The following is a 26,447-nucleotide window of genomic DNA, read 5'->3' as shown; positions in this document are numbered from 1 at the left end:
GGCACATGCAGTGGACGACGCCGGAGGCATTCCCGGACGGCCGCGTAAACTCAGCGACGCTGCGGGACAGACGACCAAGGGGTGGGCAGTGCCCAAGGGCTTGATCAGCTCGACATGTTACACCAGCGTGCACAGCGTTGCAGGCGCGAGCGTGGGACGCTGCGGGAGATGACCTGATTTCAGGGGTTTTCCTGAATGTGTCTTCAGCAAGTGCGTGGTTTTGCAGGCATGAGTCATCCGCACCCGCTTGTCGTAGGGGCGTGCTTGCGCGCGATGAGGCGTTACCGGTAGAGCCCCATCGCGCGCAAGCGCGCTCCTACGGAGCTATCGATTTCTGCATGGTGCGGGCTTGCGTTATTGATGCCGCAAACACCCTCACTCTGTAGGCGTAACGACTTCTGCACAACCTGCTTTTAGTAGGAGCGCGCTCGCGCGCGATGAAGCCTTTCCGGTAACGCCTCATCGCGCGCAAGCGCGCTCCTACGGAGCTATCGATCTCTGCATGGTGCGCGCTTGCGTTATTGATGCTGCAAACACCCTCGCTCTGGAGGCGCAACGACTTCTGCACAACCTGCTTTTGGTAGGAGCGCGCTCGCGCGCGATGAAGCCTTCCCGGTAACGCCTCATCGCGCGCAAGCGCGCTCCTACATGGTTTGCCTGATGTGCCAGGGTGCTGCAGCGGTGCTTCATACCAGCAGAACAGCTGACCGCCCGAAACACACCAGCGGCTTCACCCCACCGCCTCCAACGCCGATAACACGGCCTGCAAATCCTCACGCGTCTGCGGCCTGACGGCGCGGGCGACTTCTTCGCCATCGCGCAGCAGGATGATGGTGGGCCACAGCTTCACGCGAAACGAGCGGCCCAAGGGCCGCCCTTTTCCATCTTCGATCTTGCGGTACTCGATGTTCGCATAACCGCCCAGCAGCTTCTGCAACAGCGGTTGCGCGGCCATGCAGTGGCCGCACCAGTCGGTGCCGAACTCCAGCACCTGCAGCCCCGGTTGCGCATCGACCGCACTACGGTCCGGCGCCTGCGCCGCGTACTCCCGCACGAACGCCATGGCTGCGTGCGCTCCTTACGACAGCGCGCGCTGGATATCTTCCAGCGGCAGGTTGGTGAAGTCCTTCGCCAAATCGCCCACTAGGCGCTGCTGGGTTTCCTTGTGCAGCAGCGGGCGCACCCGGCCCAGTGTGGTCGGGTCGGCCACCAGTACCAAGTGGTTGTACTCGTGCTTGAGCGCTCCGTCGTTCAAAGCCTGCGACAGCTGCTTGGCGAAGGTCATTTCGTCCAGTTCCGCCTCTGCGGTGCGGGGCGGAATCTTGCCGGCCGGGCCTTCGTCATCGACGTTCTGCACATCGGTGCGGGCATGCTGGCGCAGCACCACCTTGGCTTCGTCGCCGGTATTGGTGAACCACCGCGCTTCGCCGCCATCGGCCACCACCACCAACGCACCCTGGGGAATTTGCAGACTCATCCGTCGTTTCTCCTGTTTCAGTGTCAGCGATGCAATTACAGCGCCGTCGACCTCAACCTAAGCAAGCCGATGTAAGCACCGCGGGTAGCCGGTGTGTGTGCCGCGTTAGCGTGACGCTGGTAGTGGCGGCGGCGGCAGGCCCAGATGCTTGCTGAAAAAGCGCGCCATCACCCGCAAGGCCTGCTGGCTCTCGGGCAGCGTGTCGGTGAGATGGAAGGCGTGGCCCAAGCCGTCCCAGACATGCAGGTCCGACTCGCGCCCCAGATCCACCAGCCGCGCGTGCGTATAGGACGCATTGCTCAACTCTGCTGCGCGTGTGGCGGTGATCAGCAAGGTGGGCGGGAACTGGCGCAGCACCGCATCGGAGAACACCGGCGATACCAGCGGGTCGCGGAAATCCACATCCGGCCCGTAGTACAGGTCTTCCATGATCGGCAGGGTGCCTGCCACATCAGGTAGCAGGGCATCGTTCACCGCCGCGACCACGCGCTGCGAATCGCCGCGGTAACGTGCGTCGCCCGCAGCGCAGAACAGGCCTGCCGCCGCCGGCATTGGCAACTGTTCCTTGGCAAACCACGCCAGCGCCTCGCCGGTGAGCACGCCACCGGCCGAACAGCCAAACAGGCCCACCTGCGCCGGGGTGTAGGTCTTGAGAGCGGCGCGATACACCGCGGCCACGTCCTCGCTGGCCGCGGGGAACTGGTGCTCCGGGCCCATGCGGTAGTCCACCGCCACCACGGTGATGCCGGTCATCGCCGCCACCGGAATGGCTTCCATCAGCCCGAACGAGGCCGCACTGCCCATCACAAAGCCGCCACCATGCAATTCGATCAGCAGCCGCTTGGCCTGCTCGGGCGTGCGCGTGCGCGGCTGTACACGCAGCACCGGTACACCGTTCCACTGCTCGGGCGTGATCTCCACCGCGTAGCGCGTGCGCATCTGCGCGATGACGCCTGCGGCCCAACGTTCGGTATCGGCGCGGATGGTGGGCAGCTGGCGCAGCAGCGTGGCGTTGTCGGCCTTGGCCAGCGGGTCGCCGCGGTCCACGTCGCCACTGACCTGCGCACGTGCCGCAGGGCTCAGGTACTCAGACACCGGCAGATCGAACGCGGGTACATGCCGAACGCCCTGCGTTGCCGCCGGCCTCGATGCGGCTGCAACTGCAGGCGCAGCCGCACTCGCGCTCGCCGCGCTTAGCAGCGCCAGGCACCCCAGCAGCATGCGTCGTGTCCATCGATGGTGTGTCATGCAATGCCCTCCCAGGCCTCGATCAACACACGAGCATAGCCTGCGCGCTGCGGCGCGCCGTGTGCGCGGCTGCCATGGGAGACGGCGCTGCAGTGATCGCGTCGTAGGCGATGCGCAGCGCACAAGCAGGCACATCCATTCCTGGACAACACGCTTGCATTGCAGCGTTGCCGCTTACGCAGACGCCTTACTCAGTGGTGCTTCTGCCCGGGGATGGAGGTGGGCGTGTGCAGTGCTTCCTGCACATACAGGCGCTTGACCAGCACGAACGCCACCACCGTCAACGGTGCAGCGAGCAAGACACCTGCGGGCCCCAGCAACGTGCCGATGCCGAATAGCGAAAACAGCAGCAACACCGGCGGTAGATCCACAGTGCGTTGCTGGATCAACGGCAGCAGAATGTTGCCTTCGATCTGCTGCACGACGACGAACAACGCCGCCGTGGCCAGCGCCATCTGCGGGCTCACCGTAAAGCCCAGCAGGATGGCCGGAATGGCGGCCAGGATCGGCCCGACGATCGGCACGAAATCCAGCAAGCCGGCGATGATGCCCAGGGCCAGTGCGCCGGGAATGCCCAGGGCCCACAGGCCCAGCCCGGTGAGTGCGCCCACCACCACCATCGCCAGCAATTGCCCGCGCAGCCATAGCCGCAACGCGGTGCCGCTGGCACGCACGGCGTCGTCCATGGTGGCGCGCACCTGCACGGGAAACAGCAACAGCACACCGCGCCGATACAGCTGCGGTTGCGCGGCCAGATAGACCGCACCGGCCAGCACCAGGAACAGGTTCGCCACCCCACCGGTGATGCTGAGCGCGAAGGCGCCGGCACGCGGCGCCAGATTGGACACGCGCGCCGGTGCCTGGCGGGTGAGTTCTTCCAGCGCTGGCCCCAACGGCCCGGCCGCAACCCAATCATGGAAGCGCGCCCAGGCCTGCGGCAAGGTGCGCTGCAGGGCGCCGAGCTCTGTTGCCAGTTGCGAGCCGAACAACCACAGCAACGCCGTGAATCCCACCGCCACCACGACCACCACCAGCCCCAATGCCATGCCATCCGACAGCGGCGTATAGCGGGTGACCCAACTGGCCAGCGCGCGCAGCAGCACCGCCACCACCACCGCACCGAATACCATCAGCAGCAGGCCCGACAGCGCCCACAGCAACCACGCGTAGGCCACCAGGGCCAGCACGATGACCACACGGACGACGAAGGCACGCAGATCGGAGGACGGCATGGACAACAGCTCGCAAAGCGGAAACAGCACTCAGCCTAGCGAGGCTTGCGAGAAGATTCTGTGCCCGTGCTGGCGGGGCTGCATCCGTTGCGCTTGCTGTATGCGACACGCGCAATCGCTGAAGCGTCCTCCAGGCCACACACGCAAGCAGGCGTTGCGCACCGTTACTTGCCGTTACTTGGCGCGCCTCAAACAGCAACACCGCTTGGCGGCAGCGTACCAAATGCCGGAGGTGTCTCACTGCGTTCCTGATCAGGCCACACGTCTGCATCGAGCGCGCCGGTCGAGCCACGTGAGCTAACGACGCCGGTCGCGCCGCCGCACCGTCTCTTCAAGCAGGGGCCACCGCTTGGCGGCAACCTGCCGCAATGCCGGGGTGTATCCCCGCGCCCGCTTCGGTGTACACACCTCTGGATCCAACGTGGCAAGCGTGTCGCGCCGTTGCACCGCTACCCCGTGCAGCACTCACACTATGTGGATGTCCCGCTCAAGCCGCCGCCTCACGCACCAGCTGCTGTACCGCCAGCGTTGCCGAGCGGGTCAGCGGCGTGGGCAACGCATCCAATGCGAACCAGCCCAGGTCATGTAGTGCTTCCGGTTCGCGCAGCACGGCGGTTTCACTGCCGTCGATCGCGGCCAGGTACACCGGTGCCACCCAGTGCTGCGGCGGCGACAGCGCCCGCTCGAACTGGCTCACCACGCACAGCACGCGCTGCAGGTGAATGTGCAGACCGGTTTCTTCCAGGGTTTCTCGCACTACCGCGTCTTCCACTGTCTCCATCCAGTCCACCTTGCCGCCGGGCAATCCCCAGTGGCCTTGTTCGGGCGCGCGTGCCCGCAGCACCAGCAACAGGCGGCCGTCGCTGCGGCGGATAAAGGCGCCGCAACCAACGCGGGCGTGGGAATCAGACGGTGCGGTCATCGGTGGGCCCGGTACGCCACGGTGCGTGGCGGGCGCATTGTCCGGCAGCGCTGCGGCCGCGGGCAAACTGCGGAAATGCCGTGGCCGCCCTGCGTCACCGCGGCGGCGGCGTCAGGGCATCGCATGCATTTGTTGCCAACGCATTGCGAACGCAACCAATGACATCGCCTTAGCGCTGCAGCCGTCACGCTAGGTCATCACGCCTCGCAGCAGGCGCATTGGCTGGAACTCCATGTCTCGCATTCTGTTGATCGGCGGCCACGGCAAGGTGGCGCGTCTGCTCACCCCGCTGCTGCTGGCCGGTGGCCACCACGTCACCGCGCTATTCCGTAATCCCGACCACGCAAGCGATGTGATCGCCGATGGCGCCACACCCGCGCTATTCGATATCGAACATGCCGACACCGCGGCGATCGCCGCGCACATCACCGGCCACGATGCAGTTGTTTGGTCGGCCGGTGCCGGCGGTGGCGATGCCGCACGCACCTATGCGGTGGACCGCGATGCCGCGATCCGCTCGATGCACGCGGCCGAGCAGGCGCGGGTGCGGCGCTACGTGATGGTGTCCTACCTGGGCGCGGGGCTGGAGCACGGGGTGAGCCCGGAGGATGGCTTCTTCGCTTATGCGCAGGCCAAGGCCGCTGCCGATGCGCACCTGCGCGGCACCACGCTGGACTGGACCGTGCTTGGGCCCGGCCGGCTCACCCTGGACCCACCCAGCGGCTGCATCGCCCGCGACCCGGGCAGCGACACCACCGAGGGCGTATCGCGCGCCAATGTCGCGCAGGTGATCGCCGCCACCCTGGCCACGCCGGCCACCATCGGCAAGACCGTGGGATTCGTGGATGGGCCCACCCCCATCACGCAGGCGCTCGCGCAGCTGGCATGAACGCCAGCCGGTCCGCAGCGCGCTGCCATGGCAAGGGCCGCTGGCAGCTAACGATTTCCTAAAGTCGCACCGCGCATAGTCGCCGGCGCAGCCCCCACTGTGGAGATCGCTATGTCTGCGTTTGTTGCGCCCCGCCGCGCCGGCATCCTGCCGCCGTATCTGCTGGACCACGTGGCGCAGGCCGCACCGGAGCGCGCACGGCACTGCGCGCAGCTCACCCGCCACATCACCGCGCAGCTGCGCCAGCGCCGCGCGCAGGGGTTGCTGGCGCGCGACAGCGCCGACGATGCGCCCACCGCCACCACTGACACCGCGGTGCGGCGGCATCTCTACGACGCCCGGCAAGGCACCGCCCTGCCTGGCGTGCTGGTGCGCGAGGAAGGTGCGCCGCCCACCGACGATGTCGCCGTGACCGAGGCTTACGATTACCTCGGCGCCACCCATGCCTTCTTCCAGCAGGTGTATGCGCGCAACTCGATCGACGATGCCGGCATGCCGCTGCTTGGTACCGTGCACTACGAGCGCAACTACGACAACGCGTTCTGGACCGGCGAGCAGATGGTGTTCGGCGATGGCGACGGCGAGATCTTCACCCGCTTCACCATCGCCATCGACGTGGTGGCCCACGAGCTCACCCACGGTGTCATCGAGCGCACCGCCAACCTGATCTACCAGGGCCAGTCCGGTGCCTTGAACGAATCGGTCTCCGACGTGTTCGGCGTGCTCGTCAAGCAATACGCGCTGCGCCAGGACGCCGCGCAGGCCGATTGGCTGGTGGGTGCCGGCATGTTCCTGCCCGGCGTGCAGGGCGTGGCGCTACGCTCGATGCAGGCGCCGGGCACCGCCTACGATGACCCGGCATTGGGCAAGGACCCGCAACCGGCGCATATGGACGCCTACGTGGACACGCAAGAAGACGACGGCGGCGTGCACTACAACTCCGGTATTCCCAACCGCGCCTTCCAGCGCGCCGCGGTTGCCATCGGCGGTTACGCCTGGGAAAAGGCCGGGCGCATCTGGTACCGCGCCCTCACCGGTGGCGCGCTGTCGGCCAGTGCGGACTTCGCCACCTTCGCCGCACTCACCGTGCGCGTGGCCAGCACCGATTACGGCGCGGGCAGTGCCGAGGCCAGTGCGGTGGAACAGGCCTGGCGCGACGTGGGCGTGCTCGCATGACCGTGCAACTGCCGCCCTTGCAACCGGGTGTCGTGTTGCGGTTGGCACGCGAAGGTGGCGTGGCCGCGTTCCCGGCCATGCGCCGCGAGCGCCAGCTGCTGCTGGAAGAGCTGGACGAGGTGCAACGCCAACACCTGGGCGCGCTGCTGGATCAGTGCCTGGCGCATGCACTCCCCGCCCCGCAAGCCGGCGGCGGCGACCGCCGCTACTTCAGCATCATCTGGGATGGCGCCAGCGAACCGCTGCGCATCCCCGAAGAACACGCCCCGGCGGAAATCGTACGGCTGTGGAAGCAGGGCACGTTGTAGATGGCTTGCGCGCGAGCGCGGCACGCGGAGACGCAGAGACGCCGGTCAACGTCGCGCGCGATCGACGCCTCGTAGGAGCGCGCTTGCGCGCGATGAAGCGTTACCCACAACGCCTCATCGCGCGCAAGCGCGCTCCTACAAAGGCGGCCTGGTCGCGGGTGCCGCAGGGGCGGCCCAAAATCATTACGCCAGGGCGACAAGCTCCGCCACATTCGACGTTGGAACAGAACGCACGGCTCAGGACAGATGTTGTAGCGGCGATGACGTGCAAGCGATCGCAGCACGTGACGCGCCAAGCAAATGCAACGTAGGAGCGCGCTTGCGCGCGATGAGGCTTTGCCGATAACGCCCCATCGCGCACAAGCGCGCTCCTACAAAGGCAGCTTGGTCGCGGTTGCCAAAGCATCAACGTAGACAAGACTGGTGCGCTTATTCGGCGTACAGCCGCCACAGAGCGTGCGACTACAGCTCGAAAACCTTGGAGCGGCCAGCACGCAAACGATCAGAATACGTAACCGCGCAAGCAGCCGCGTAGGAGCGCGCTCGCGCGCGAAGAAGCTCTACCGGTAACGCCACATCGCGCGCAAGCGCGCTCCTACGAAAAAGGCAAACCGCACCGACACCGCCTGATCCAGCAAACGCCACACACGGCGCGACAGACCTCCATGCCTGCACGGGGTCTGTCGAAGAAAGTGGTCCAACTGCGGATGCCTGCACCCTTTAAGCTGCCTAGATGCTCTAGGGCTGCACAGCTGGTGACGCATAGTCGCGATGTCCCCGTTAGCACCGCGTGCAGCGCAGCGGTCAACCTGAAGACAGCCCGCTCATCGCTGCACCGCCGCATCGATCGTGCAGCAGTCGCTGTGGCGCCAGGTTCACTCCGCGCGCTGCGCTTCCACCAACAACGCCAGCAGCGTCAACGACTCCTGCCAGCCCAGGTAGCAGGCGTGCAGCGGGATCTGTTCGGGAATCCCCTCCTGCACCACGTGCAGGTCGGTGCCGCACGGCAACGGCAGCAACCGTACCGTGGTCAGCAGCGTGCCGGGCAGTGACGGGTCGTCGAAGACATCGTCGTAGCGCAGCAGCGCGTTGGGCACCAGCTCACGGTAGGTGCCGCCGAACGCGTGCCGCTGGCCGCTGCCAAACTGGGTGAACGCCATGCGGAAGGTACCGCCGACGCGGGCATCCAGATGCTCCACCGTGTTGGTAAAGCCATGCGGCGGCAACCACTTGCTCAACGCAGCGGCATCCAGGAAGGCGCGGTAGACCCGCTCGGGGCTGGCACGCAGAACACGGTGCAGGGTGACGGTGGACATGGCGCTCGCAGCTGGCAGAGGACGACCCTCTGCCCTACGACGCACCAGGCCGCCGGAAATCGACATGACCGCGCCAGGCCGCGCCCGCGCGCGTGCCACGTTGCCGGCACGGCCCGCTTCGCGGATAGTCGCGCCACTGATCAAACGATTTCCCAAGATGCTTGTGATTGTGCTGTTGGCTGTTGTGGGGGTGCTTGCCATCGTGCTCGGCGTGGTCGCCGCCTCGCGTCGTGGGGACCCGCCCGCCGTCTCCACCGCCGACCCCGCGCCGGTGTCCGAGTCCGCGCCAGCGGCACCCGATGGCGCTGCCACCGCCATGCCCGCAAGCACAGCCGAGCCGCGCGCGGTGATGGCCGAGCCGCCGCCGATGCGCCCGTTGTTGCGGCGCATGTATGCCGCGGTGATGGATACCCCTTCGCTGGCCGATGCCGACACCGCCATCGACCCCGCCCAGGCCACCGTGCTGGCCAGTGCGGTCAGCGCGCTCGACCACGTGGACATGCGCCCGCAGCTGCTGCCGCGGCGCCCGCACCTGTTGCCGCAGCTGATGCGTGCGGTCAACGACCCGGATGCGTCCGGCCGCGGCATCGCCGCGATCATCGCGCAGGACCCGGCGCTGGCCGCCAACCTGCTGCGCATCGCCAACAGTGCCCTGTACCGCCCGCAAGGCGGCCCGCTGGAAAGCCTGGAGCGCGCGGTGGTGCACATCGGCACCGAAGGCGTGCGCCAGATCGTGGCCGCCGCGGTGATGCAACCAGTGCTCAGCCTTGAAGGTGGCCTGTACGCCCGCCTGCCGGCGGCGGTCTGGGACTACGCGCTGCGCACCGCCACCGCCGCGGCCGCCTATGTGCGCGAGCGCGGTGGCGACACCTTGTCGGCGCAACTGGCCGGCCTGCTGCAAGGCCTGGGCGCGGTGGTGATCCTGCGCGTGCTGCGCGACGCCTACGCCGAGCAGCCGTCGGTGCCGTACAGCCTGGAGGTGGCCGCCCACCTGGTCGACCGCCACACCGCCGCGGTGGCCAAGACCATCGCCACGGCCTGGGAGCTGCCCGCCCAACTCGGCACCGCGCTGGACGAACAACGCCCCGAGCACGACAGCACCTTGCTGGCCACATCGCTCGGGCGCGCATTGCGCTACGGGCGCCTGGCCGCCGCCCTGGCCATGCTCGCCCGCCACGGCGCCGAAACCGAAACCCACGCCCTGAGCGTGCTTGCCACGCTGGAACCGGACGAGGCGGCCAATGCCGCGCTGTGGCAGCGGCTGGTGGCGGCGAGCGTGGAGTGACTGGCATCAGCAGCGCACGGTAAGCGCGCCAGATCTACGACGTACCTGTGCAGCCTGATCTTCGCCACTCCCATGACCGGCAGCGCACGCGCGCGCAGTTGCGCGCAGCCATGTGCAGCCGAGCCAGCCCGCGCACTGCGCGATCAGCAGTAGCGCACCTTGCTTTCGCTGACCTGCAACACGCCGGCCTTCTGCAGCCCGGCGATCACGGCGCTGACCTCTGCAGCGCTGATGGCTTTCTGGAAATGCGCGGCGATGTGATTCTGCAGCGAGGTCAATTTGATGGGGCGCGCACGCGCCGGCATCTTGGCCAACGAGGCGCGGATCTTCTGCAGACGCTCGGCCGCTGTTGGCGGCTTGGTGCCTTTGGCCGGATGTGTAGCGGCGGTGGATTTGACCGGTGGTGCCGGTGTGTTCGCGCTGGCTGGCGTGGTCGAGGTCTGCGCAGGGCACAGCGTTACTGGGGCTAGTTGGTTGGCCGCCGCAGGCGCCGATGCCTTGGAGGCAGGAACCGAAATCAGCGCGCGCGGCATCAACGGCAGCGGCGTTGCAGAGGCAGGCAGTGGCGGCGGTGCGGCAGCTGCCGTATGCACCGATGCGGCCATCGACTTGAACAGCGGCATCTGCGAGATGCTGGCAGCACGTGCGCCGAAGATCTTCTGCTGTTTCAGGTAAGCGATCAGCGGATCGAAGCCGGTGTCTTTCGAGATGATATGGAAGAAGCCGGCCGGGTCGTCGCGAGAGAGTTGCCCCAGCACATACGCGATATGGAAATCCAGCGCGTTGGAGCCGTTGCCGGAGCAACGCTCATACCTGGCGCGCGTGCCCAGCACCTGCAGCTCGGTGACCAGATCGGTCAAGACGCTTTTCTGGTTTGCGCCCACGAACACCCACACCCGCACATCATCGCGATTGAGCAAGCGTGCGTCGGTGGGTTGCACGTTTTCGTAGTCGATCAAGACGTAGTTGGTGCGCGCACCATACGCGCCTGTTGCAGCGTCCGCTTGCATTGCCATTCCCTGGAATCCCCGCTCCAGATCATCGCCGGAAGCACGCCACAGGTGCCAGCCCCGCAGCTGCCGCTCGTCTGAAGGCAACGCGCACCGCGCAGAGCTGTCAACCTCACCCGCAGCGCTTCACCGCTGGCACATGCACGACCTAGCGCATACGTGAGGTCTGCGGCCCACTGCCGGCGTTTCTGCACGCCAGCATCCGATGACCCACAGTACCGAACGCCCGTCGTTGCTCGCCGCGCATCACAGCACCCCGCCACGCAACACGCCGTGCGGCGGGAGGTACAACAAAAAGCCGGGCCACCCCTAGATGGCCCGGCTCGCACGCGCATGCCGTCAGTGCCGGTCGGCAGGTGACGTCATCGCCGCCAACGGCTCACCCCTCCACCACCGGATCGGTACGCCGGCCCACCCGGCCGGCGGCGAACGACACGGCGGCGCCCAATAGCAGCAGCACCAGCGTGGTCCAGGCAGCGCGCGAGACACCGCGTGCGGCGGTGTCGCCGGCTTCGCATGCCTTCTGCTCGGCGGTGCGCTTGAGCGCGTCAGGCGCACGGCTGCGGCGTGGCCGACCTCACGGGCCGCGAGCGCGATGTGCTGGGCCTGCTCGCCGAAGGCCTGGCCGACAAGGAGATCGCGCAGCAACTGGGTGTGTCGCCCAACACGGTGCGCAACCATGTGGCCGCGCTGTATTCCAAGATCGACGTGCATAGCCGCGGCGAAGCCATTGTCTGGGCGCGTGAGCGTGGTTTTGCCGGCCGCCCGGCAAAGAAACCTGCACGCAAGCCGTGAGCGCGGGGTAGATGACGCGAATGCACCAGCCCAGCTAGTGCATTCGCATGTGTGCATCGCAGCAACAGACGCACACCATGCTCACACCGGCCCAGACAGACTGGACCGGTTCCCCAAACTACGAGAAACGTCCCATGGATAAGAACCGTATCGAAGGCGCCGCCAAGCAGGTCAAGGGCTCGGTGAAGGAAGCCATCGGCCGTGTCACCGGCGACAAGAGCACCGAACTGGAAGGCGCCGCCGAAAAGAATATCGGCAAGGTGCAGCGCAAGGCCGGCGAACTCGCCGACGACGTGCGCGACGCGACCAAGTCCACCAGGTAACTCCTTCGCTTCAGCGCTGCTGTTGCAGGTTTGGCAGGTGGTGCGCATGTCAGGTTGGTTTGGTGCGCAGTGCTGCAGCCTGCGGGTAGTGCACAGCCGATGGAAGGCGGGATGCGTTGAGGGCCATCGCCGTTTGAATGGTTCACGCGCACTACGCCAATGAGTTAAACGCCAAACGCCCCGGCTTGTCCGGGGCGTTTGGCGTTTAAGGCTCTGCGCACGCATTTTGTGCACAACGCCCCGCTCACACGTATCAATGCCGCGTCGGCATGATCACCTGCCTGCATGCAAGACGGCGCGTGGATGATGTCGGGAAGGCAGGCCCTGCTATGCACGACGCAGCTGTCTTGTGTCCAGCAGCCACCGCGCTGCTGACAACACACGGCACCAGGCACTTCTACGCAGGCCGATACGTTTGCGCCATGAAGCCGCTGGGGAAGGTGTGGGTGCTCACCAGCGTGAGCGGCCTGGGGGCCGGCAGGTCGTTGAAGATCGGCACGCCCTTGCCCAGCAGGATCGGGTAAACGCCCAACACATATTCGTCTGCGAGGTTGTGGGCGATGAGGCTGCGCGCGAAGGCGGCGCCGCCGTGGGCAATGATCGGTTTGCCGTCCTGGGTCCTGAGCGCGGCGATTGCATCGGCCAACGGGCCGCTGGCGACCGTGGCATTGGCCCAGCTGTCCGCGCCGGCCTGCAGCTGCGCGCCCGGCAGGGTACTCAGTTGCGCGCGCGCAGCGGCGAGTGATGCGCGGGCCACCTCCAGCACCGCCGGGCCCTGTGCCGAACACACGGCTTTGGGGATCTGGTTCATCGGCGCGGCAAACGGCGAGGTGGCCGTCGGCCAGAAGCTGGCCATGCCCTGGAATGTCCGGCTGCCCATCAGATGCAAGCTGGCATTCCAGGCGGTTTCCACCTTCCAGGCAATGGCCGCCTGGTCGCCACTGAACATCCAGTCGATCTCGCCCGCCGGACCGCTGACAAACCCATCCAGCGACACCGACATCATCAATTTCAGCTCACGCATTGCGGGTTCCTTGTGCGCCCCGGCAGGAGCACGACGGCGGCAGGCGGAATGCCGGCCTTCGCAACAACGACGAATGGGCCAAGCGGAATTCGACAGGCGCCTGCACGGCGTTACCGGCAAGCAGCAAAGGCCCATCAACAACGAACCCGGCCGCACCTCGTGCGGGCAAGCCGTACGACGCCATGAGCGAACGAATCAGCCGGAGTCTGTTGGCCGTGTGCAAGGACAACCGCGATGCGTATCCGGGCGCCGGTGACCGGTCGCTGGCAGAGACGCACTGACGCCGGTGGACCACGGAGTGATGGGCAAAACCGGCAATGTGTTCGCAGTGGAGGGCCGCCTGGATGACCCTGCCCACAAGCGTGTGCATGTGGACGTGGACCAGGCCATCCAGACACCGGTCGAACAGTCCGACCAGCAACTGCTGGCCGCCAATCAGACGCTGGCGCAGGAACGCGTGCTCACCCAGCAGCACGAGGTGTCGCGGAGCAGGAACGAGCCAAGCCAGGCGGCGCCTGTCCGATAAGTCCTGCAGCCGCGGCGTGCATGCATGGCGACCACGCCAGCATTGCGGCGGAAGAGTACGTCCTCTGCCTTTTTTTTCATGCAGGCCGTCTTACATGAGCACAAGCCATCCTTGGCCAATCGCACGCGTGCTGCATCTGGCTTGACCCTGAGAAGCCCTAGCAGCACACTCCCGAACGGAGCCTAGAAACTCCACACACAGCGGCACCCACCTCCGTCAATTTGGTGGGTTTTTTGTGTCCGGTCGCAAGATCGGGCATGGCTCGGCGTTCCTGCGCCGGGAGGGCGGCGAATACAACACCCGCAAGGGGAATAAGCCCGCCGGCTGTGTGCGGTTTCTAGCCTCCCGGCATCCCGCTGCGTTGTGCAGCGGGAGCTGCCTCACGGCAAGGAGAGCGGCATGCACAACGAACCCGGTTACTGGATGTCCGAAGGCACGCAATACCACCTGCTGCGCGTGCGCGACCAACTGCGCCTGCTGGCCGCCCTGGCCAGCCCACGTACACGCAACGAAAGCGCCATAGGCGTGCCCGCCATTCCCCTGCAGCAATGGGCGCACTGCCTGCAGCATCTGGCCGAGCAGGTGGAGGATGTGCTGGAGGATCTGGGTGGTGCGCGGTAGGGGCGTGTGTCTGGTTCGTGCGTGAGCTGCCTGGCCGGCGGACTGGCCGGTTGGAGCGAGGGCGAGTACCTTCCCTCGTATCACCGCGCCGCGCTGGCTCATACGACATCAATGACACGCTTTCGCTCATTTACGCTGTTTCTTTTCTTGGTGCTCATCTCGATGCTGCCGAGCGCGTGCGCCCGGCCGTCTGAGAACGCTAGCGCCCTGTCCGCTACTACATCGCCGCTACCTGCCGTAGATTCTGAGCCGGCCGGGCTGAGTCAGAACGCATCCCTCAGCATCCAGGACATTGAGACCAATCTGTTGAGATTTGCGGCGTCGCTAAAACAGCCAAGCGACATGAGTTACAGGCGGGTGGAAGAGATCCTGGGCATCCGATTCGAGCCGCCAAAGGATCTGGCGGTGTCTCGGCGCGTGTTAAAAAGCCTTCCGCTCGCGCACGGCTATACGCTGTATGTCTCGCACAGCCCGCAGAAGAAGGGCTATTCCTTTATCAACCTGCTAATTGGCCTACCCGATCAGCAAGATCCCGCGCTGTCGCTAAATGCACAATGCGTGTGGAACGCAGCTGAATTTTCCAAGAAACTCGAGGCTATGGGCTACACGCGTGGCGGGCAGCGCCCATTCCAGGGCGGTATGCTTCGGCAGCATTGGCGCCCTGTCCAGAACGGAGCGCAAGGTTTCTCGGTGGCCTTGATGATTTACGAAACCAACGACGGCGGCGCAAAACGCGAGTGCGTGTATGGCGCACAGATCGATGGAGGTGATGCGTGACGCCAGTTGATCCAAGAATTGAGCCCCTGCTCTTGCAGATGAGGAAAGACCCCAGCCTTCCCAAGGAGGCTGAAGCTTCCATCCGGCAGGCCATCTCCGAATCGCCATATCTGTCCAACCTATTGGGGAACGCCATCGAGAAAGGGCAGATTGGTGCTATCGCTGTCTCCCATGACCAAAACAATGCTGGTCACTTTCAGGATGGCAAGGATGGAAAGGCAGGCACGCTCAACATCAGTGGGTCGCTCTTTCAGGATTGGCAGGGCCGCGCACGCATCGATCACCTGACAGAAGTACTGGGCCACGAGACGATGCATGGTGTTTTGGCAGAACATCGAGCCAATGCGTTGGCGGAGTTCGGCAGGACCATGGGCGAGAAGATGCAGGACGCGCACTCTCAGCGCGAAAGTCAGGTAGATCTGACAGAGCCGACCCGTGCATATCTGGACAAGACACGGCAGGACGAAGCATTAGCAGAGATCTCGGCCTTGCGTGCACTCAACAGCCGTATCAAGCATGAAAACCCTGGCGTATCTGCAGAGGATGCCGAAGGCATGCTGTTGGACCGCTCTGTCACCCGCTGCGTTGACAAGCATGTGACACCCCCAGCGTTTGCCCGGGGCCTTAGCTATGAGGCGCTGACCACACACGACCAAGCGCGTGGAAAGCCGCTGACGCGTGCTGTAGAGCAGTGCTTCTACGACAGCAGAGGCACGCTTGGGCCGCACAGTGACTCCGACTACCGCAACTATTACGGCGTCGGCCCGATCAGCCATATTGCGAGAAACTACGATCATCTAGCCCATGATCGCCAGCCTCCGGAGGTGCGCATCGACCTCAAGTCGTTGGGGCTGGAGCCAGAGCAACTGGAGCGCAATGGGCTGGACCTGGGTTCTGCAAAAACGTTCAACATCGTAGACCTCGGCAAAGACGGCTACGGGATGGTCCAGCTGAAGAACACGGGCGCGCGTGACATCAACCCGCAAGCCATGGCAACACCTGCCCCATCAAGCCAGCTATTAACGCCTGCAGATGCAGGCCACCCGGACCACGCAATGCATCAGCAGATTCGCGGCAAGGTGGAGCAGCTGGATGCGGCCAGCGGCCGCACGTTCGATGCGACCAGTGAGCGTATGACCGCAAGTCTCCTGACGTTGGCCAAGGACAATGGCTTGACCCGTGTGGACCATGTGCTGCTCAGTGACAAGACAAGAGAACTGACCGCCGCACAGAACGTATTCGTGGTGCAGGGTGGCCCGCAAGATCCCGCAAAGCTACGCACACACATGCCGACAGCGGAGGCTGCACAACGACCCGTGCAGGAAAGCTTTACGCAGCTTGAGACGGTGAACCAACGGCTGGCGCAGGAACGCGTGCAAGAGCAGGTGTTGGATCAGCAGCGGTCGCAGGAACAGCAGCAGCGTGGACAGCTGCACTCGCTTTAGACCGAGGGGCGCGTCAGCGTGTTACTTAACTCAGTGCGCCCTGTGCTCAAGGTGATCTACAGCGATCCACCGCATCTGAGCGAGGTGAGCACCTCGGTACGCACGACCCTTCAAGCGGGCTGAACCACCCGCGCGCGTGACACGTGGGCTAGGATCCGTGCGTACAGGGGGAACACCATGGACAGGATCACCACAGCGCGCCGCGGCGCGCTGACATTGGCCGCGCTGTGCCTGCTTGCGTGCGCATACGGCGCAGCAGCACAAAGCATGCGCTCGGCCACGGGTAAGGCCACGCACTTGTACATCCCGCCGGTGCGGCAGCCGCACAACTCCATGGCGCGTGACACCACGCCGTTCAATTGCGAGCAATACCGCACGCACCCGCATCCGGGCATGGTGCGTTACTGCCAGGGCATCGAAAACATGACCCTGCGCAACGAAGCACAACGCCAAGGGCGCCCCGCGCCGTCAGATTCCATCATCGCGCTACCTGGCCTAGGCACCGCCGAAGCCAAACAACTGGGTTACGCGTGTGTGGGCGGGCAAGCGATGAAGCGGCTGCACAATGGGTGGGAGCAGGTGTCTGCTGCTGCGGGTGGGTGGCAGCGGTGTCAAGATAGATAGGTCAGATGGCCTAGACATCGTCGCCTCATCCACGGGAAGATTGAAGCCAGATAAGTCAGCCTGACCCCATTAGCTTCAATGCCGACGGATCGCTGCCGATGACGCCGCAGAATGTTGCCGCCCAAGAGGCTTACTATTTCAACAAACAACCGCGAGGAACTCCAGGCCTACCCACAGCTCAGACCACCGGCATCGGATTTCATGGCGACTCGGATTACCCAAACTACTATGGTGCAGGGGCAGTCAGTCGGGCCATCTATATCGAGAGGACGCACGCTCATCCGGTGGGCGGCATTGCACCCCAGATGCATCTTGATATGCAGCGCCTCCGCTTCAAGGAACCGTTGCTGGAACATAACGGGATTGATCTTTCCCAAACCGGCGCGGCTAACCCTCAGCCATACTGGGATACGAGCACGAACCCACCCACACGTGGGCTATTCCAGCATACGCAGGGTACGCACCAACATGTCAGCCCGGCGCTTGATCTTGCTGCTCCAAACGATGAAAGAAGCGGCCGCAGTCAACATCCGTCCATCGACAGTGCCTTGCTTGAAAAAGTACGCCAAGGCGTCAGTGAGCTAGACCGCCAGGCCCGAAAGCCCTGGGATGACAATAGTGAGCGGCTCAGTGCCAGCTTGATGCTGATGGCAGCTGAGAAAGGCTTCACTGCGAAAGACGACTTGAAGTTTGCATTCAACACACCTACTCCAAATCTGGGCAGCGGCGAAGTGTTGCATATGTGGCGCGCGAGCAATGCTTCCCCTGATCCAGCTGCGAATAGGGCGCACATGCCGACGCAGGAAGCCCTGTCTGTTCCGGCGGAGCAACGTCTAACGCAGGTGGAGGCACTGCAGCAGGCGAAAGCTGAGGAAATACAGAGAAGCCAGCAACAGGATGTTGTGCAGCAGCAATTGGGGCAGGCCCGCTCGCTCTGAGGGTTACATCTCGGCAGCGGGCGGCTCAGCAAACTCAGTGCTTCGGGAAACCACGCCCTTCAGCTAGGAGCAGTAGCGCGCGCACCAACATCCGGGATTGGTGCGTTACTGCTAGGGCAGCGAGAACATGACCCTGCGCAGCGAAGCAAAGCGCCAAGGGCGCCCCGCGCCGTCAGATTCCATCGTCGCGCTACCTGGCCTGGGCACCGCTGAAGCCAAACAGCTGGGTTACGCCCGTGTGGGCGAGCAAGCGATGAAGGGGCTGCGCAATGGATGGGAGCAGGTGTCTGCTGCTGCGGGTGGGTGGCAGCGGTGTCGGCTTGGAGAGGTTGGGCCGCCTAGACATCGTCGCTGCATCCATGAGGACGATGGAGCCAGATAATTAAACCTGACCCCATTAGCTTCCATATCTGTATCAATCTAATTCTAGTCAGATGTTTCGGATCGTCCCTCAGGTATTGCAATTGGATCGCTAGAGGAATGAACTTCTGTAGTTGGGATCTCTCCCCCTCGAAAGTTTGAATGTAAATTCAGATCGTCCGCGGCAAGCCTTAGTGTTGGCATATGTAGACTATTGGCTTCTGAGGTTTCGGATGCACACAAAACTCCATCCGCATGAAATTCCTGAGCCACGGGGGGAGTAATGGCAATATTGGTAGCTGGAATTTCAGGTATCTGAATAGCAATGGCGGGCGAAGTAGGCACTGCTTGCAGCCCCTCCACACATGTGGCAAGAGATTGCGCTGCGCTTTGCGCGCGATCGTAATCCCCGACCACTACCTCTATAGCATTTACGAGTTTATATAAGAAGCAAGTAACGGTCTCCAATTGCGCTACATCGATGAACCAAACTTCTCTGGGCATACTTGGTTGAAGATCGCCTTCATGAGCAATCTTGTTTCGACGTTCGATTATGGCTGTCAAATCATCCTTAAGGCCCTTAGTCAAATTTTTATAGTTAGAGGGATGCTCGTTCGGATACAAATACTTTGCTAACGAACCCCATAATTCGATTTCACTAGTAAGTCGAATACCATCAGCAATTTTATCAGGCATCTGGAATGTGGAGTAGGCAAGCTGCGTTCTTACATCCAGATCGAATCCCCCATCTCTGTCCATAGGAGACGCTGTGGCCAACCGAATCGCAGTTTCTGCTTTTAGCCGGAGATTACTAAATCCTTTAGGCGAATGAAGACCTCCCTGAAAAATCCTTACTAAACGATTTGATATCAATTCGTGTATGTAAAGATCGAGGGCACTGACGCGCATCACCCACTCAGCTCTCAGTGCCTCGTCTGGATACACTGAGTCCAGATCTGCGCCTACAATATAGGAGTGCATAAGCCGCAGTTGGTCTGCGCGAACCCATACCTCGTTGAAGAGCTGAAGGGGAGTCATATTGCAAGAGCGATGACTTTCTCAGCACACTCCTCGAACGCTTTGCCAAAAACACCCATATTCTTCTGGGTTTGCGTCCAGACTGCCCCCTGCTGATCAACCTGCTCGGCAGTCAAAGCATAAACCGGAACTTGATGATCTTGTGATAAAGCGATCAGACTGTTGAAGTCAGCAACTTCCATAATAGGCTGCCAAGGCGGCGAGCCTGCCCGCGCTTGGTACTGAGCTATATCGAGCATTCCGACGCTTGCTAAAGCAGGGACCAGTTCTTTTTCCAACGCAACCTTCAGTCGATCAATCCAACTCTGGAAAGCAGATGAGGCCTTGCCCAACCGCGGCCTATATTTCTGGACTATTGCACCGATAAATTTAGCGTGAGGAGAAGGAAACGGATAGTCGGCTGTCAGCAAAGTTTCGATGCCTGCGGCAGTTTTCGCCCACCGTTGCCACCTAGGCAATACATTTGACAAAGAATTCAGCGCCATAGAAGAAAAGTAGTCAGGCTGCAATGGAACAATGAAATAATCACAAGTGGTCAGAAGATTTTGATTAAGCGCGCCCACACTGGGACTCATATCAATGAGAACATAATCCGCGTTGTATTTTTCCGCAGTGGCATCCAACATGAAGCGAAGAGATCCCGGCAAATTTCGAAGAGGCAACAGCGAGCCACTTAATTCTTGTGCGACACCAAGGGTAGTCTCATATTCCGCAAGGCCAATGTGACCAGCCAGCAACATTAAGTTAGGCACTTGATCATTTACAGTAAAGCAAGTCGCGCCTTCCACTCTGCGAGGTTGCGATTCGAATGCAGGGGACAATGCGTCGCGCACGTTATTTGGCCATGCGGCTGAGTAAAGCCCAGCAAGATCATCCAACTTACGGAATCCTGCAACCATTCCAGTTAAATTACATTGGGGATCAAAATCGGCTAAAATGACTCTTTTACCCTTTAATGAGAGCATCCAACCCAGATTGAATGCCGTAGTGGTCTTACTCACCCCACCCTTATGATTAAATAAGCAAATTAATTTGGCCACTTTGGCTACCACGCGGGATGATGATTGCTGAGTATAGCCAAACAAGCTACAAAGCAAAGCATACGGACCCACTTAAGCCATTCTCTCGAGCAGGCCATACCTCACGCACGACACTGATGCCTACTTGCTGGATTTCCATGTTTGCACCATGCCAGTCCAAGGCGACATCTTCATGCGGGATCACACCGATGACGCCATCGGCAATAGCTTAGGCCGGTTATTGCTAAGGCATATCCTTGGCAGCGGACGCTCAACGAACACTCGAACGGCCGCCAATCATTCATAGTAGAACTCTCCAGCATGGCTCGGGTGTCCAGCGGCTTGCCGTACAAACAGCCTCGGGCAAACGAAACGTGGTCCTCGTTGGTCGCCATGTATGTGACCTCCTCGCCACCCCGTGGTGGCGAGGTGAAACTAGGCCGATCATGTTGGCCGCACAAGGCTGGTTGCAGCGCGCGATACGGCAGATACTCCAAGACCACCGAAGCGCTATTTGTGCCAGTTATCTGGCGACATGCGTCGCGCTACGTGCCTGATGTTTTAAGGCCGGCGTGCCACAGCGGCGTGCCGAGTCATGACTGCGGCGAGGGTTCGTGCAACAGCTGCCGCGCCTGGCCCCAAGTGAGCATGGCATCCAGTGCGGGGCACAGGGCCTGGCCCCAGGGCGTGAGGCGGTAGTCCACCTGCGGCGGTACCTGCGCGTAGACGGTGCGTAATACCAGGCCGTCGCGTTCAAGCTGGCGCAACTGTTGGGCCAGCATCTTCTGCGAGATGGCGGGAATCAGCCGTTCCAGGTCCGAGTAGCGCTGCACCTTGCCGTCGAACAGGTGGAACAGCAGCAGCAGTTTCCAGCGGCCTTCGATGAGGTTGAGCAGGGCTTCGACATCGCACGCGGCGGTGTCCGGGGTGTGCGGCTTTCCCATGGGTGCGTGACTTACCTTTGCGTGCGTTCTTGCGGCAGGTGATGCCGCTGCCGATCATGGCATACACGTTTCGCACCGGACATCGCTGCCATGTCGCTTGCCCTGCCCCACGCCATCGCCTGCTTTTTTGCCGCCAGCAACACCGGCGATGCCGCCGTGCTGCTGCCGCACCTGGTCAATGATGCAGTGGTGCACGACGAGCTCCAACGTCACCGTGGCGCTGCGGCCATTGCGGCATGGCTGGTACAGACGCAAGCCAGCACGCCGTATCGTGCGGTGCCGCTTGGCGTGCACACCCAATTGGAGTTACCCAGCCTATGCATGCCCTTATCGTTGTCGCACACCCCGAGCAGCGCTCGCACACCCACGCGGTGGCGGCGCAGATTGGCGAGGCGCTGTTGGCCTCGGGTGGGGCCCATACCTTTGAAGTAGCTGACCTGGCAAAGGAAGGCTTCGATCCGCGCTTCAACCAGGCCGACATTGCGCTGTATTCCCGGCGGGCCGGTCCTGCGCCGGATGTGGCGGCCGAACATGCGCGGCTGGATCGTGCCGATGCGGTGGTCCTGGTGTTCCCGATTTATTGGTGGGGCATGCCGGCGCTACTCAAGGGCTGGATCGACCGGGTGTTTACGCTGGGCTGGGCGTTCGATGAAGACGCCGACAGCGGCAGGATCGTCAAGAAGCTGGGGCGGTTGGACGTACATCTGGTGGCCATTGGCGGTGCGGACGAGCGCACCTATGCGCGGCATGGCTACTTCGGTGCGATGAAGACGCAGATCAACCACGGCATCTTCGACTTCTGCGGTGCACCGGTGCGCACTGCCGAACTGCTGTTGTTGCCGGATGCCGAGTTTCCGGAGTCGCACTACGCCACAGCGCGCGCGGTGGGTGAGCAGGTGTTTGCCGCCAAGGCGTAAACCGTGCCGACGTGGGCTTCGGCGTGCTCGATCGCCTGCGTGCGGAGATGCTGCGCCGGGTGGGATTGGGCGATCTGTTGGCACCGCGCGTGGTGGGCTGATGGAAGCGGCAGGCGTTTTGCGCGCCTGCCGGCTATGCTGTTGTGCTGACTGCGCGGGTACATACGCGTGGTGCTGGTTGGGAGGCCGCGTGGTGGTGTTAGCGCCACGCAGGTATTCACGCAGCAGCGTTGTGGTGCGCTTGCTGTTGCATGCACCGGCTTTTGGCCATGCAGGCCTGACGTTAGGCCGCGCCCAGGTGCGCTCCTACGCACTGGTCCAAACTTGGTATGTGTTTCCTCAACTCTTACAAGGACGTCGCCGTTGTTGACCGTTTCCTTCCGCATCCTCTGGCCCATGACCCTGGTTGGCCTGATGGCGTCCTGCAACGGCAGCCATACCGCTGACCCGCCGCGCCCGGAGTCCGAGCACTTCACACTGGCCGAGCTGCAACAGCTTGGCTGCACCGTCAAGGCAACGCCCAAGCGCAGCCAGAGCAGCATCCCGTTGGTGGGCACCGTCGATGGCTATGGCATGACCAGCGCCACGCCGTGTGCCACGCAATTGGTGAGCCTGCTGCAGCCCATCAACTATGAAGATGCCGTCTGGGAAGGCGCGCGCTCGGCCGCCAAGAACTTCGCCAAGGAGCACGGCTACACGCAGGAACGCTTCGAGGGCGAGATCGGCGAGTACAGCGAGATCGAGGTGTTCAGCCGCAACGGCAAGCAGGTGGGCTTCGAATACAGCGTGCAGGCGCGGGGCACGCTGCATTCGGTGATCGTGCTTTCAGACAGCCTTGAGCCGGATGCGGCGTTCGAGGCGGTGCTGAAGACCAAGCTGTGAGGGTGCGAGCCTGACCGACAGCCGTTAGCTGGCGCCCCTGATCAAGGGCAAGGTGATTGCCATTTAGAGCGGCTAACAAAACGTAGCGAGCAGCCGTCAGGTGGGTGCGGGCGGCGCGGAGGAACCGGAGTGTACGTGGGTACATGAGGATTCCGAGCACCGGCCGCGCCCGCCTGGCGGCTGCGCAGTAGTTTTGATAGCTGCTCTTAATCGTTAACTGGACAGCGCCACGACCAATCTGGTCAAGCTGGCGACCGCACGCGCCCTGGTCGACGCCAGTGCGGTCAGGCAGGCGTCGGTCATCGGGGAAGCCGGTGCCTGGACCGTGCAGTTGCAGACCCATAACCAGACCCGTGTGCTGGCAACCAAGGCGAACGCGCCGCGCCGGTTTGGCAGCTTCGAAAGTGCGTTGAAGGTCTTGCGCGAGATGGGCATGCCATTGGACGTGCTTCATGTGGACGCTGCGCGGTGGGACGCCGAGGGCGGCAAGACGAAGCGCCGGCCTGAACGCTCCGAGGCGATGAATGTCAAGGAGTTGGACGCACGCTATGCGGTGTCGCTACGCACCCAGACTGAGCATGCCCTGGCCGACCCCCGCCCCGCACTCTCCAGCGCACAGGCGAAGCAGCAGATGGAGACGCTCAAGACGCAACAACGTGCGGCGCTTGAGGCAGCACTGGCTGCAAAGGGCACGCGTGCGTGAGCGTGGCCTGGAAGCAGAGCGCGCTGGATGCGCGCACCGCATTGCTCACCTCAGCACTGGCGCGCGCGATCGAAATCCCCGACCCGCAGATGTATTCCGCCGCATGTGAACAGGACGACCGGATCGAAACCGAGGGCGACGCGCTGGATGGTGCCGCCATCTATCACTCTGGGCCGCTGCCGGGAACGCGTTTGACCACCTGCCAGGACGGCAGATATCTCTTGATCTACACACGCGACGGCGACGATGTGCTGATCCTTGTGCTTGTACCTGCGCGCTCTGATGGGAAGCCGACGTCGTCAGGCGATCAATAGATCCATGACGTGTCGATGCTAGCGAGCCAGGAGCATACGCGACTGCTCGACGACATCGACAGCGCGCTACACCTCGCCCATCGGCCGCAGGCACAGCCAGATGGCGCACCAGTGCGACAGTGCGCCGCCCAGCACGTGGGCGTGCCAGATGGCGCGGTTGTAGACCATGGACTTGCGCACGTAGAAGCCCACGCCCACCGTGTAGAACGCGCCACCGGCGGCGATGAGCCACAGCACGGTGCTGTCCAGCCCGGCGACGATCTGCTTGATCACCACGATGCCGGCCCAGCCCAGCAGCAGGTAGATGGCCACCCAGAAGCCCTTGGCGATGCCGGGCAGGAATAATTTGGCGAACACACCGAACGAGGCCACACCCCACACGCTCAGGATCATGGCCCAGCGCCAGCTGCCATCCAGCGCCAGCAGGAAGAACGGCGTGTAGGAGCCGGCGATCATCACGAAGATGCCGGCGTGGTCGAACTTGCGCAGCATCGGCTGGCGCTGCGGCGGGGCGAAGTTGTAGGCCGCCGAGCAGGCAAACATCACCAGCAGCCCCAGCGCGTAGACGCAGGTGGCCAGCACCATCGTGCCGTTGGCATGCGCGCGCCAGATCATCCAGGCGCCGCCAACGATGGCCAGGAACAACCCGGCGGCGTGCACCACAACGTCGGCACGGCGGGCGGAAGGGGTCTTGTAGTGCGGGGCGAGAGCGCTGGGGGGCACGGGCACGGCAGGTCTTCGAGGTGGGGGAGCCCGCCGGCGCCGCATGGCGCGGCCCGGTGGGGCCCGACAGGATACCCGCTTGCTGAATCCGCTCAGTGACACAGGCTCGCCGGTTTGGCGCTGATGTCACGTGTGCCCAGTTGCCATCGCCGCGACGATGCGGCACCTGGCCGAACCTGCAGCACGCTCCGGCTGACCCTCCATCGCTTAGCAACGAGGTGTTTCACAACGCTCGGTCTTATTAAGGCATTCTTTAATAGCCAGCACTGCTAGGAAAGGATCCTTGAATGGCCCGTGTCACCGGCTCCTATGCCGTCATCAAGACCCATGACGAGACCGTGCGCGCGTTTGTTCCAGCGCCGCTGCCGCCGGCTGCCCCTGCGCTGGATCAGGCCGCGTATCTGGAGCGTAATCGCCTTGCCGAGGTCGCCCTTGCGCGGCTGACAGGCATGGCCGGCTTGGTGGCCTCGAGCGAGTGGCTGATCTACAGCGCGGTCCGGCAAGAGGCGCTGCTGACCTCACAACTGGAGGGAACCCAGGCCACCCTGACCGACGTCTTCGACGAGGAGGCAGGGCTGACAGTGGCCAACGCAGACGATGTGGAAGAGGTCACCAACTACCTGCAGGCGTTCAAGTTCGTCCGTGAGCAGTTACAGGCGCCCACCGGATTGCCCATCTCGCTGCGCCTGCTTGCCGAGGCGCACAGGATTCTCCTGGCTGGCGTCCGTGGCGCGCACGCACTGCCAGGCAGCATGCGCACCAGTCAAAACTGGATCGGCGGCACCCGGCCCGGGAATGCGGCATTCGTGCCGCCGCCGGCCGAGCGCCTGGCCGAGGTGTTTGGTGATCTGGAGCGCTTCATCCATGACACGCGCCCGACGTTGCCGCCTCTGGTCCGCATTGCGCTGGTGCATGCGCAGTTCGAAACCATCCATCCGTTTCTGGATGGCAACGGCCGGATCGGGCGATTGTTGATTGCCGCGCTGCTGGAGCACTGGCAGTTGCTGCCCGAACCGTTGCTGTACCTGTCCGGCTACCTCAAAGCCAGGCAAAACGACTACTACCGGCACCTGTCGGCCATTCGAACGCATGGCGATTGGGAAGCATGGGTGGCCTTCTTCCTTGAGGGCGTGGAAGCCTCTGCCGAACAGGCCCAGCGCAGCATCGTGGCGATTGCGGCGTTGATCGCGGCCGATCGCAAGCGCGTGCTGGGAACCGGCAGCAGCACGCTGCAGGCGCTGCGGCTGTTCGAGTTCCTGCCGACCATGCCGAAGCTGACCGTTGATCGCGCGCAGCAGGCGCTGGAGGTCTCTTATCCCACAGCGCGCGCGGCGGTGACCACGCTGCAGGACATCGGTGTGCTGGTGGAAACCACCGGACGTGCACGCGGCCAGAGCTTCAGCTACCAGGCTTACGTGAACCTGTTGCGCGCCTAGCGCACGTTCGGCAACCACGCACGCTGCACACCACGGAACGCTGCTGCAACGCCACCAGTTCCTGCGTGATTCGGTGCCAACGCGGCGCTGCCGATGACATCTGCGGCGGCGCAGGATACCCGCTTGCTGAATCCGCTCAGTGACACAGGCTCGCCGGTTTGGCCGCGGTCTCATA

The 26,447-nt window shown here is 63.3% G+C and carries 29 protein-coding genes, 1 other RNA gene and 2 pseudogenes; 18 read left to right on the top strand and 14 right to left on the bottom strand.

The genetic code is table 11. The features are described 5' to 3' along the window. Positions 1-730: 730 nt before the first annotated feature. From XCC_RS00430 to XCC_RS00410, 5 genes are all read right to left on the bottom strand, one after another. Positions 731-1,063: a thioredoxin family protein gene (locus XCC_RS00430; protein WP_011035340.1), complete on the bottom strand. Its 333-nt coding sequence runs from the start codon at positions 1,061-1,063 to the stop codon at positions 731-733. 15 nt (positions 1,064-1,078) lie between these two features. After that, a complete protein-coding gene (locus tag XCC_RS00425) occupies positions 1,079-1,477 on the bottom strand; it encodes a host attachment family protein (protein ID WP_011035339.1) in 399 nt (132 codons plus the stop codon). Between the two features lie 105 nt (positions 1,478-1,582). Continuing rightward, positions 1,583-2,698, bottom strand: coding sequence for an alpha/beta hydrolase (locus XCC_RS00420; RefSeq protein WP_043877678.1), 1,116 nt, complete (start codon positions 2,696-2,698; stop codon positions 1,583-1,585). A gap of 218 nt (positions 2,699-2,916) precedes the next feature. After that, complete coding sequence (locus XCC_RS00415; RefSeq protein ID WP_011035337.1) at positions 2,917-3,957, bottom strand: AI-2E family transporter; 1,041 nt, start codon at positions 3,955-3,957, stop codon at positions 2,917-2,919. Positions 3,958-4,444: 487 nt separating this feature from the next. After that, positions 4,445-4,879 carry an NUDIX hydrolase gene (locus XCC_RS00410; RefSeq protein ID WP_011035336.1) on the bottom strand — a complete coding sequence of 145 codons (435 nt, stop codon included), beginning with the start codon at positions 4,877-4,879 and terminating at the stop codon, positions 4,445-4,447. 232 nt (positions 4,880-5,111) lie between these two features. Between XCC_RS00410 and XCC_RS00405 the strand changes: the two genes are divergently transcribed. From XCC_RS00405 to XCC_RS00395, 3 genes are all read left to right on the top strand, one after another. Then, positions 5,112-5,768, top strand: coding sequence for an SDR family oxidoreductase (locus XCC_RS00405; protein ID WP_011035335.1), 657 nt, complete (start codon positions 5,112-5,114; stop codon positions 5,766-5,768). Between the two features lie 111 nt (positions 5,769-5,879). Next, positions 5,880-6,944, top strand: a complete 1,065-nt coding sequence (locus tag XCC_RS00400; RefSeq protein ID WP_043877677.1) for a M4 family metallopeptidase — start codon at positions 5,880-5,882, stop codon at positions 6,942-6,944. Continuing rightward, a complete protein-coding gene (locus XCC_RS00395) occupies positions 6,941-7,252 on the top strand; it encodes a protealysin inhibitor emfourin (RefSeq protein WP_011035333.1) in 312 nt (103 codons plus the stop codon). Before XCC_RS00400 ends, XCC_RS00395 begins: the two co-directional genes overlap by 4 nt. A gap of 875 nt (positions 7,253-8,127) precedes the next feature. On the opposite strand, the gene XCC_RS00390 is transcribed toward XCC_RS00395, so the two are convergent. After that, positions 8,128-8,568 carry an SRPBCC family protein gene (locus XCC_RS00390; protein ID WP_011035332.1) on the bottom strand — a complete coding sequence of 147 codons (441 nt, stop codon included), beginning with the start codon at positions 8,566-8,568 and terminating at the stop codon, positions 8,128-8,130. A 157-nt stretch (positions 8,569-8,725) separates the two neighbouring features. On the opposite strand from XCC_RS00390, the gene XCC_RS00385 reads away from it, so the two are divergent. Next, complete coding sequence (locus XCC_RS00385) at positions 8,726-9,853, top strand: HDOD domain-containing protein (protein WP_012436907.1); 1,128 nt, start codon at positions 8,726-8,728, stop codon at positions 9,851-9,853. Positions 9,854-9,996: 143 nt separating this feature from the next. Here the strand turns inward: XCC_RS00385 and XCC_RS00380 are convergent, their stop codons facing one another. After that, positions 9,997-10,869 (bottom strand): PIN domain-containing protein, encoded by an 873-nt coding sequence (locus tag XCC_RS00380; RefSeq protein ID WP_227971866.1) that lies wholly within the window; start codon positions 10,867-10,869, stop codon positions 9,997-9,999. A gap of 561 nt (positions 10,870-11,430) precedes the next feature. Here XCC_RS00380 and XCC_RS00375 point away from each other — a divergent pair. Both XCC_RS00375 and XCC_RS00370 read left to right on the top strand, forming a co-directional pair. Next, entirely contained in the window at positions 11,431-11,658 is a 228-nt protein-coding gene (locus tag XCC_RS00375) for a response regulator transcription factor (RefSeq protein WP_016944716.1), read from the top strand. 134 nt (positions 11,659-11,792) lie between these two features. Further along, a complete protein-coding gene (locus XCC_RS00370) occupies positions 11,793-11,981 on the top strand; it encodes a CsbD family protein (protein ID WP_011035328.1) in 189 nt (62 codons plus the stop codon). A 397-nt stretch (positions 11,982-12,378) separates the two neighbouring features. Here the strand turns inward: XCC_RS00370 and XCC_RS00365 are convergent, their stop codons facing one another. Next, entirely contained in the window at positions 12,379-13,005 is a 627-nt protein-coding gene (locus tag XCC_RS00365; protein ID WP_011035327.1) for a dihydrofolate reductase family protein, read from the bottom strand. A 164-nt stretch (positions 13,006-13,169) separates the two neighbouring features. Between XCC_RS00365 and XCC_RS22595 the strand changes: the two are divergent. The 6 genes and pseudogenes from XCC_RS22595 to XCC_RS00340 all read left to right on the top strand — a co-directional run. Further along, a pseudogene (locus XCC_RS22595) lies at positions 13,170-13,531 on the top strand (XVIPCD domain-containing protein); the annotation flags it as partial. A gap of 399 nt (positions 13,532-13,930) precedes the next feature. After that, positions 13,931-14,152, top strand: a complete 222-nt coding sequence (locus tag XCC_RS00355; RefSeq protein ID WP_012436902.1) for an XAC0095 family protein — start codon at positions 13,931-13,933, stop codon at positions 14,150-14,152. A 21-nt stretch (positions 14,153-14,173) separates the two neighbouring features. Then, complete coding sequence (locus XCC_RS00350; RefSeq protein ID WP_227971862.1) at positions 14,174-14,929, top strand: hypothetical protein; 756 nt, start codon at positions 14,174-14,176, stop codon at positions 14,927-14,929. Beyond that, a complete protein-coding gene (locus tag XCC_RS00345; protein WP_019237075.1) occupies positions 14,926-16,374 on the top strand; it encodes an XVIPCD domain-containing protein in 1,449 nt (482 codons plus the stop codon). The genes XCC_RS00350 and XCC_RS00345 overlap by 4 nt, the downstream gene beginning before the upstream one ends. Positions 16,375-16,551: 177 nt before the next feature. Next, on the top strand, positions 16,552-16,998 hold the full coding sequence (locus XCC_RS22300) for a hypothetical protein (RefSeq protein WP_040940284.1): 447 nt from the start codon (positions 16,552-16,554) through the stop codon (positions 16,996-16,998). Positions 16,999-17,096: 98 nt separating this feature from the next. Continuing rightward, on the top strand, positions 17,097-17,936 hold the full coding sequence (locus XCC_RS00340) for an XVIPCD domain-containing protein (RefSeq protein WP_011035323.1): 840 nt from the start codon (positions 17,097-17,099) through the stop codon (positions 17,934-17,936). Between the two features lie 426 nt (positions 17,937-18,362). Here the strand turns inward: XCC_RS00340 and XCC_RS00335 are convergent, their stop codons facing one another. The 4 genes from XCC_RS00335 to XCC_RS00320 form a co-directional block, all read right to left on the bottom strand. Continuing rightward, positions 18,363-19,277, bottom strand: a complete 915-nt coding sequence (locus XCC_RS00335) for a hypothetical protein (RefSeq protein WP_138922015.1) — start codon at positions 19,275-19,277, stop codon at positions 18,363-18,365. 53 nt (positions 19,278-19,330) lie between these two features. Next, on the bottom strand, positions 19,331-20,335 hold the full coding sequence (locus tag XCC_RS00330; RefSeq protein WP_235439337.1) for a ParA family protein: 1,005 nt from the start codon (positions 20,333-20,335) through the stop codon (positions 19,331-19,333). A gap of 611 nt (positions 20,336-20,946) precedes the next feature. Then, positions 20,947-21,297 (bottom strand): winged helix-turn-helix transcriptional regulator, encoded by a 351-nt coding sequence (locus tag XCC_RS00325; RefSeq protein ID WP_011035320.1) that lies wholly within the window; start codon positions 21,295-21,297, stop codon positions 20,947-20,949. A gap of 54 nt (positions 21,298-21,351) precedes the next feature. Beyond that, positions 21,352-21,552 carry a hypothetical protein gene (locus XCC_RS00320; RefSeq protein WP_162490372.1) on the bottom strand — a complete coding sequence of 67 codons (201 nt, stop codon included), beginning with the start codon at positions 21,550-21,552 and terminating at the stop codon, positions 21,352-21,354. Positions 21,553-21,614: 62 nt separating this feature from the next. On the opposite strand from XCC_RS00320, the gene XCC_RS00315 reads away from it, so the two are divergent. The 3 genes and pseudogenes from XCC_RS00315 (at position 21,615) to XCC_RS00310 (ending at position 23,096) form a co-directional block, all read left to right on the top strand. Continuing rightward, positions 21,615-22,214: an NAD(P)H-dependent oxidoreductase gene (locus tag XCC_RS00315; RefSeq protein ID WP_043877675.1), complete on the top strand. Its 600-nt coding sequence runs from the start codon at positions 21,615-21,617 to the stop codon at positions 22,212-22,214. Between the two features lie 5 nt (positions 22,215-22,219). Then, positions 22,220-22,315: pseudogene (locus tag XCC_RS22715) on the top strand (oxidoreductase); the annotation flags it as partial. Positions 22,316-22,577: 262 nt separating this feature from the next. After that, positions 22,578-23,096, top strand: coding sequence for a hypothetical protein (locus tag XCC_RS00310; protein WP_228442240.1), 519 nt, complete (start codon positions 22,578-22,580; stop codon positions 23,094-23,096). Between the two features lie 70 nt (positions 23,097-23,166). On the opposite strand, the gene XCC_RS00305 is transcribed toward XCC_RS00310, so the two are convergent. After that, positions 23,167-23,241, bottom strand: a non-coding RNA gene (locus XCC_RS00305) — sX9 sRNA. Between the two features lie 180 nt (positions 23,242-23,421). Between XCC_RS00305 and XCC_RS00300 the strand changes: the two genes are divergently transcribed. Together XCC_RS00300 and XCC_RS00295 are read left to right on the top strand one after the other, a co-directional pair. Then, positions 23,422-23,799, top strand: a complete 378-nt coding sequence (locus XCC_RS00300; protein ID WP_011035316.1) for a hypothetical protein — start codon at positions 23,422-23,424, stop codon at positions 23,797-23,799. Then, entirely contained in the window at positions 23,796-24,113 is a 318-nt protein-coding gene (locus tag XCC_RS00295) for a hypothetical protein (RefSeq protein ID WP_011035315.1), read from the top strand. The genes XCC_RS00300 and XCC_RS00295 overlap by 4 nt, the downstream gene beginning before the upstream one ends. Positions 24,114-24,179: 66 nt before the next feature. Here the strand turns inward: XCC_RS00295 and trhA are convergent, their stop codons facing one another. Next, positions 24,180-24,842: a PAQR family membrane homeostasis protein TrhA gene (gene trhA, locus XCC_RS00290; protein ID WP_029216929.1), complete on the bottom strand. Its 663-nt coding sequence runs from the start codon at positions 24,840-24,842 to the stop codon at positions 24,180-24,182. 281 nt (positions 24,843-25,123) lie between these two features. Between trhA and XCC_RS00285 the strand changes: the two genes are divergently transcribed. Further along, positions 25,124-26,272: a Fic family protein gene (locus XCC_RS00285; protein WP_011035313.1), complete on the top strand. Its 1,149-nt coding sequence runs from the start codon at positions 25,124-25,126 to the stop codon at positions 26,270-26,272. Positions 26,273-26,447 lie beyond the last annotated feature (175 nt).

This window comes from Xanthomonas campestris pv. campestris str. ATCC 33913 (genome assembly GCF_000007145.1).
In the GTDB taxonomy this organism is placed as follows: domain Bacteria; phylum Pseudomonadota; class Gammaproteobacteria; order Xanthomonadales; family Xanthomonadaceae; genus Xanthomonas; species Xanthomonas campestris.
The sequence above is the reverse complement of the archived record's forward strand: the minus strand, read 5'-3'. Positions and strand labels throughout refer to the sequence as shown.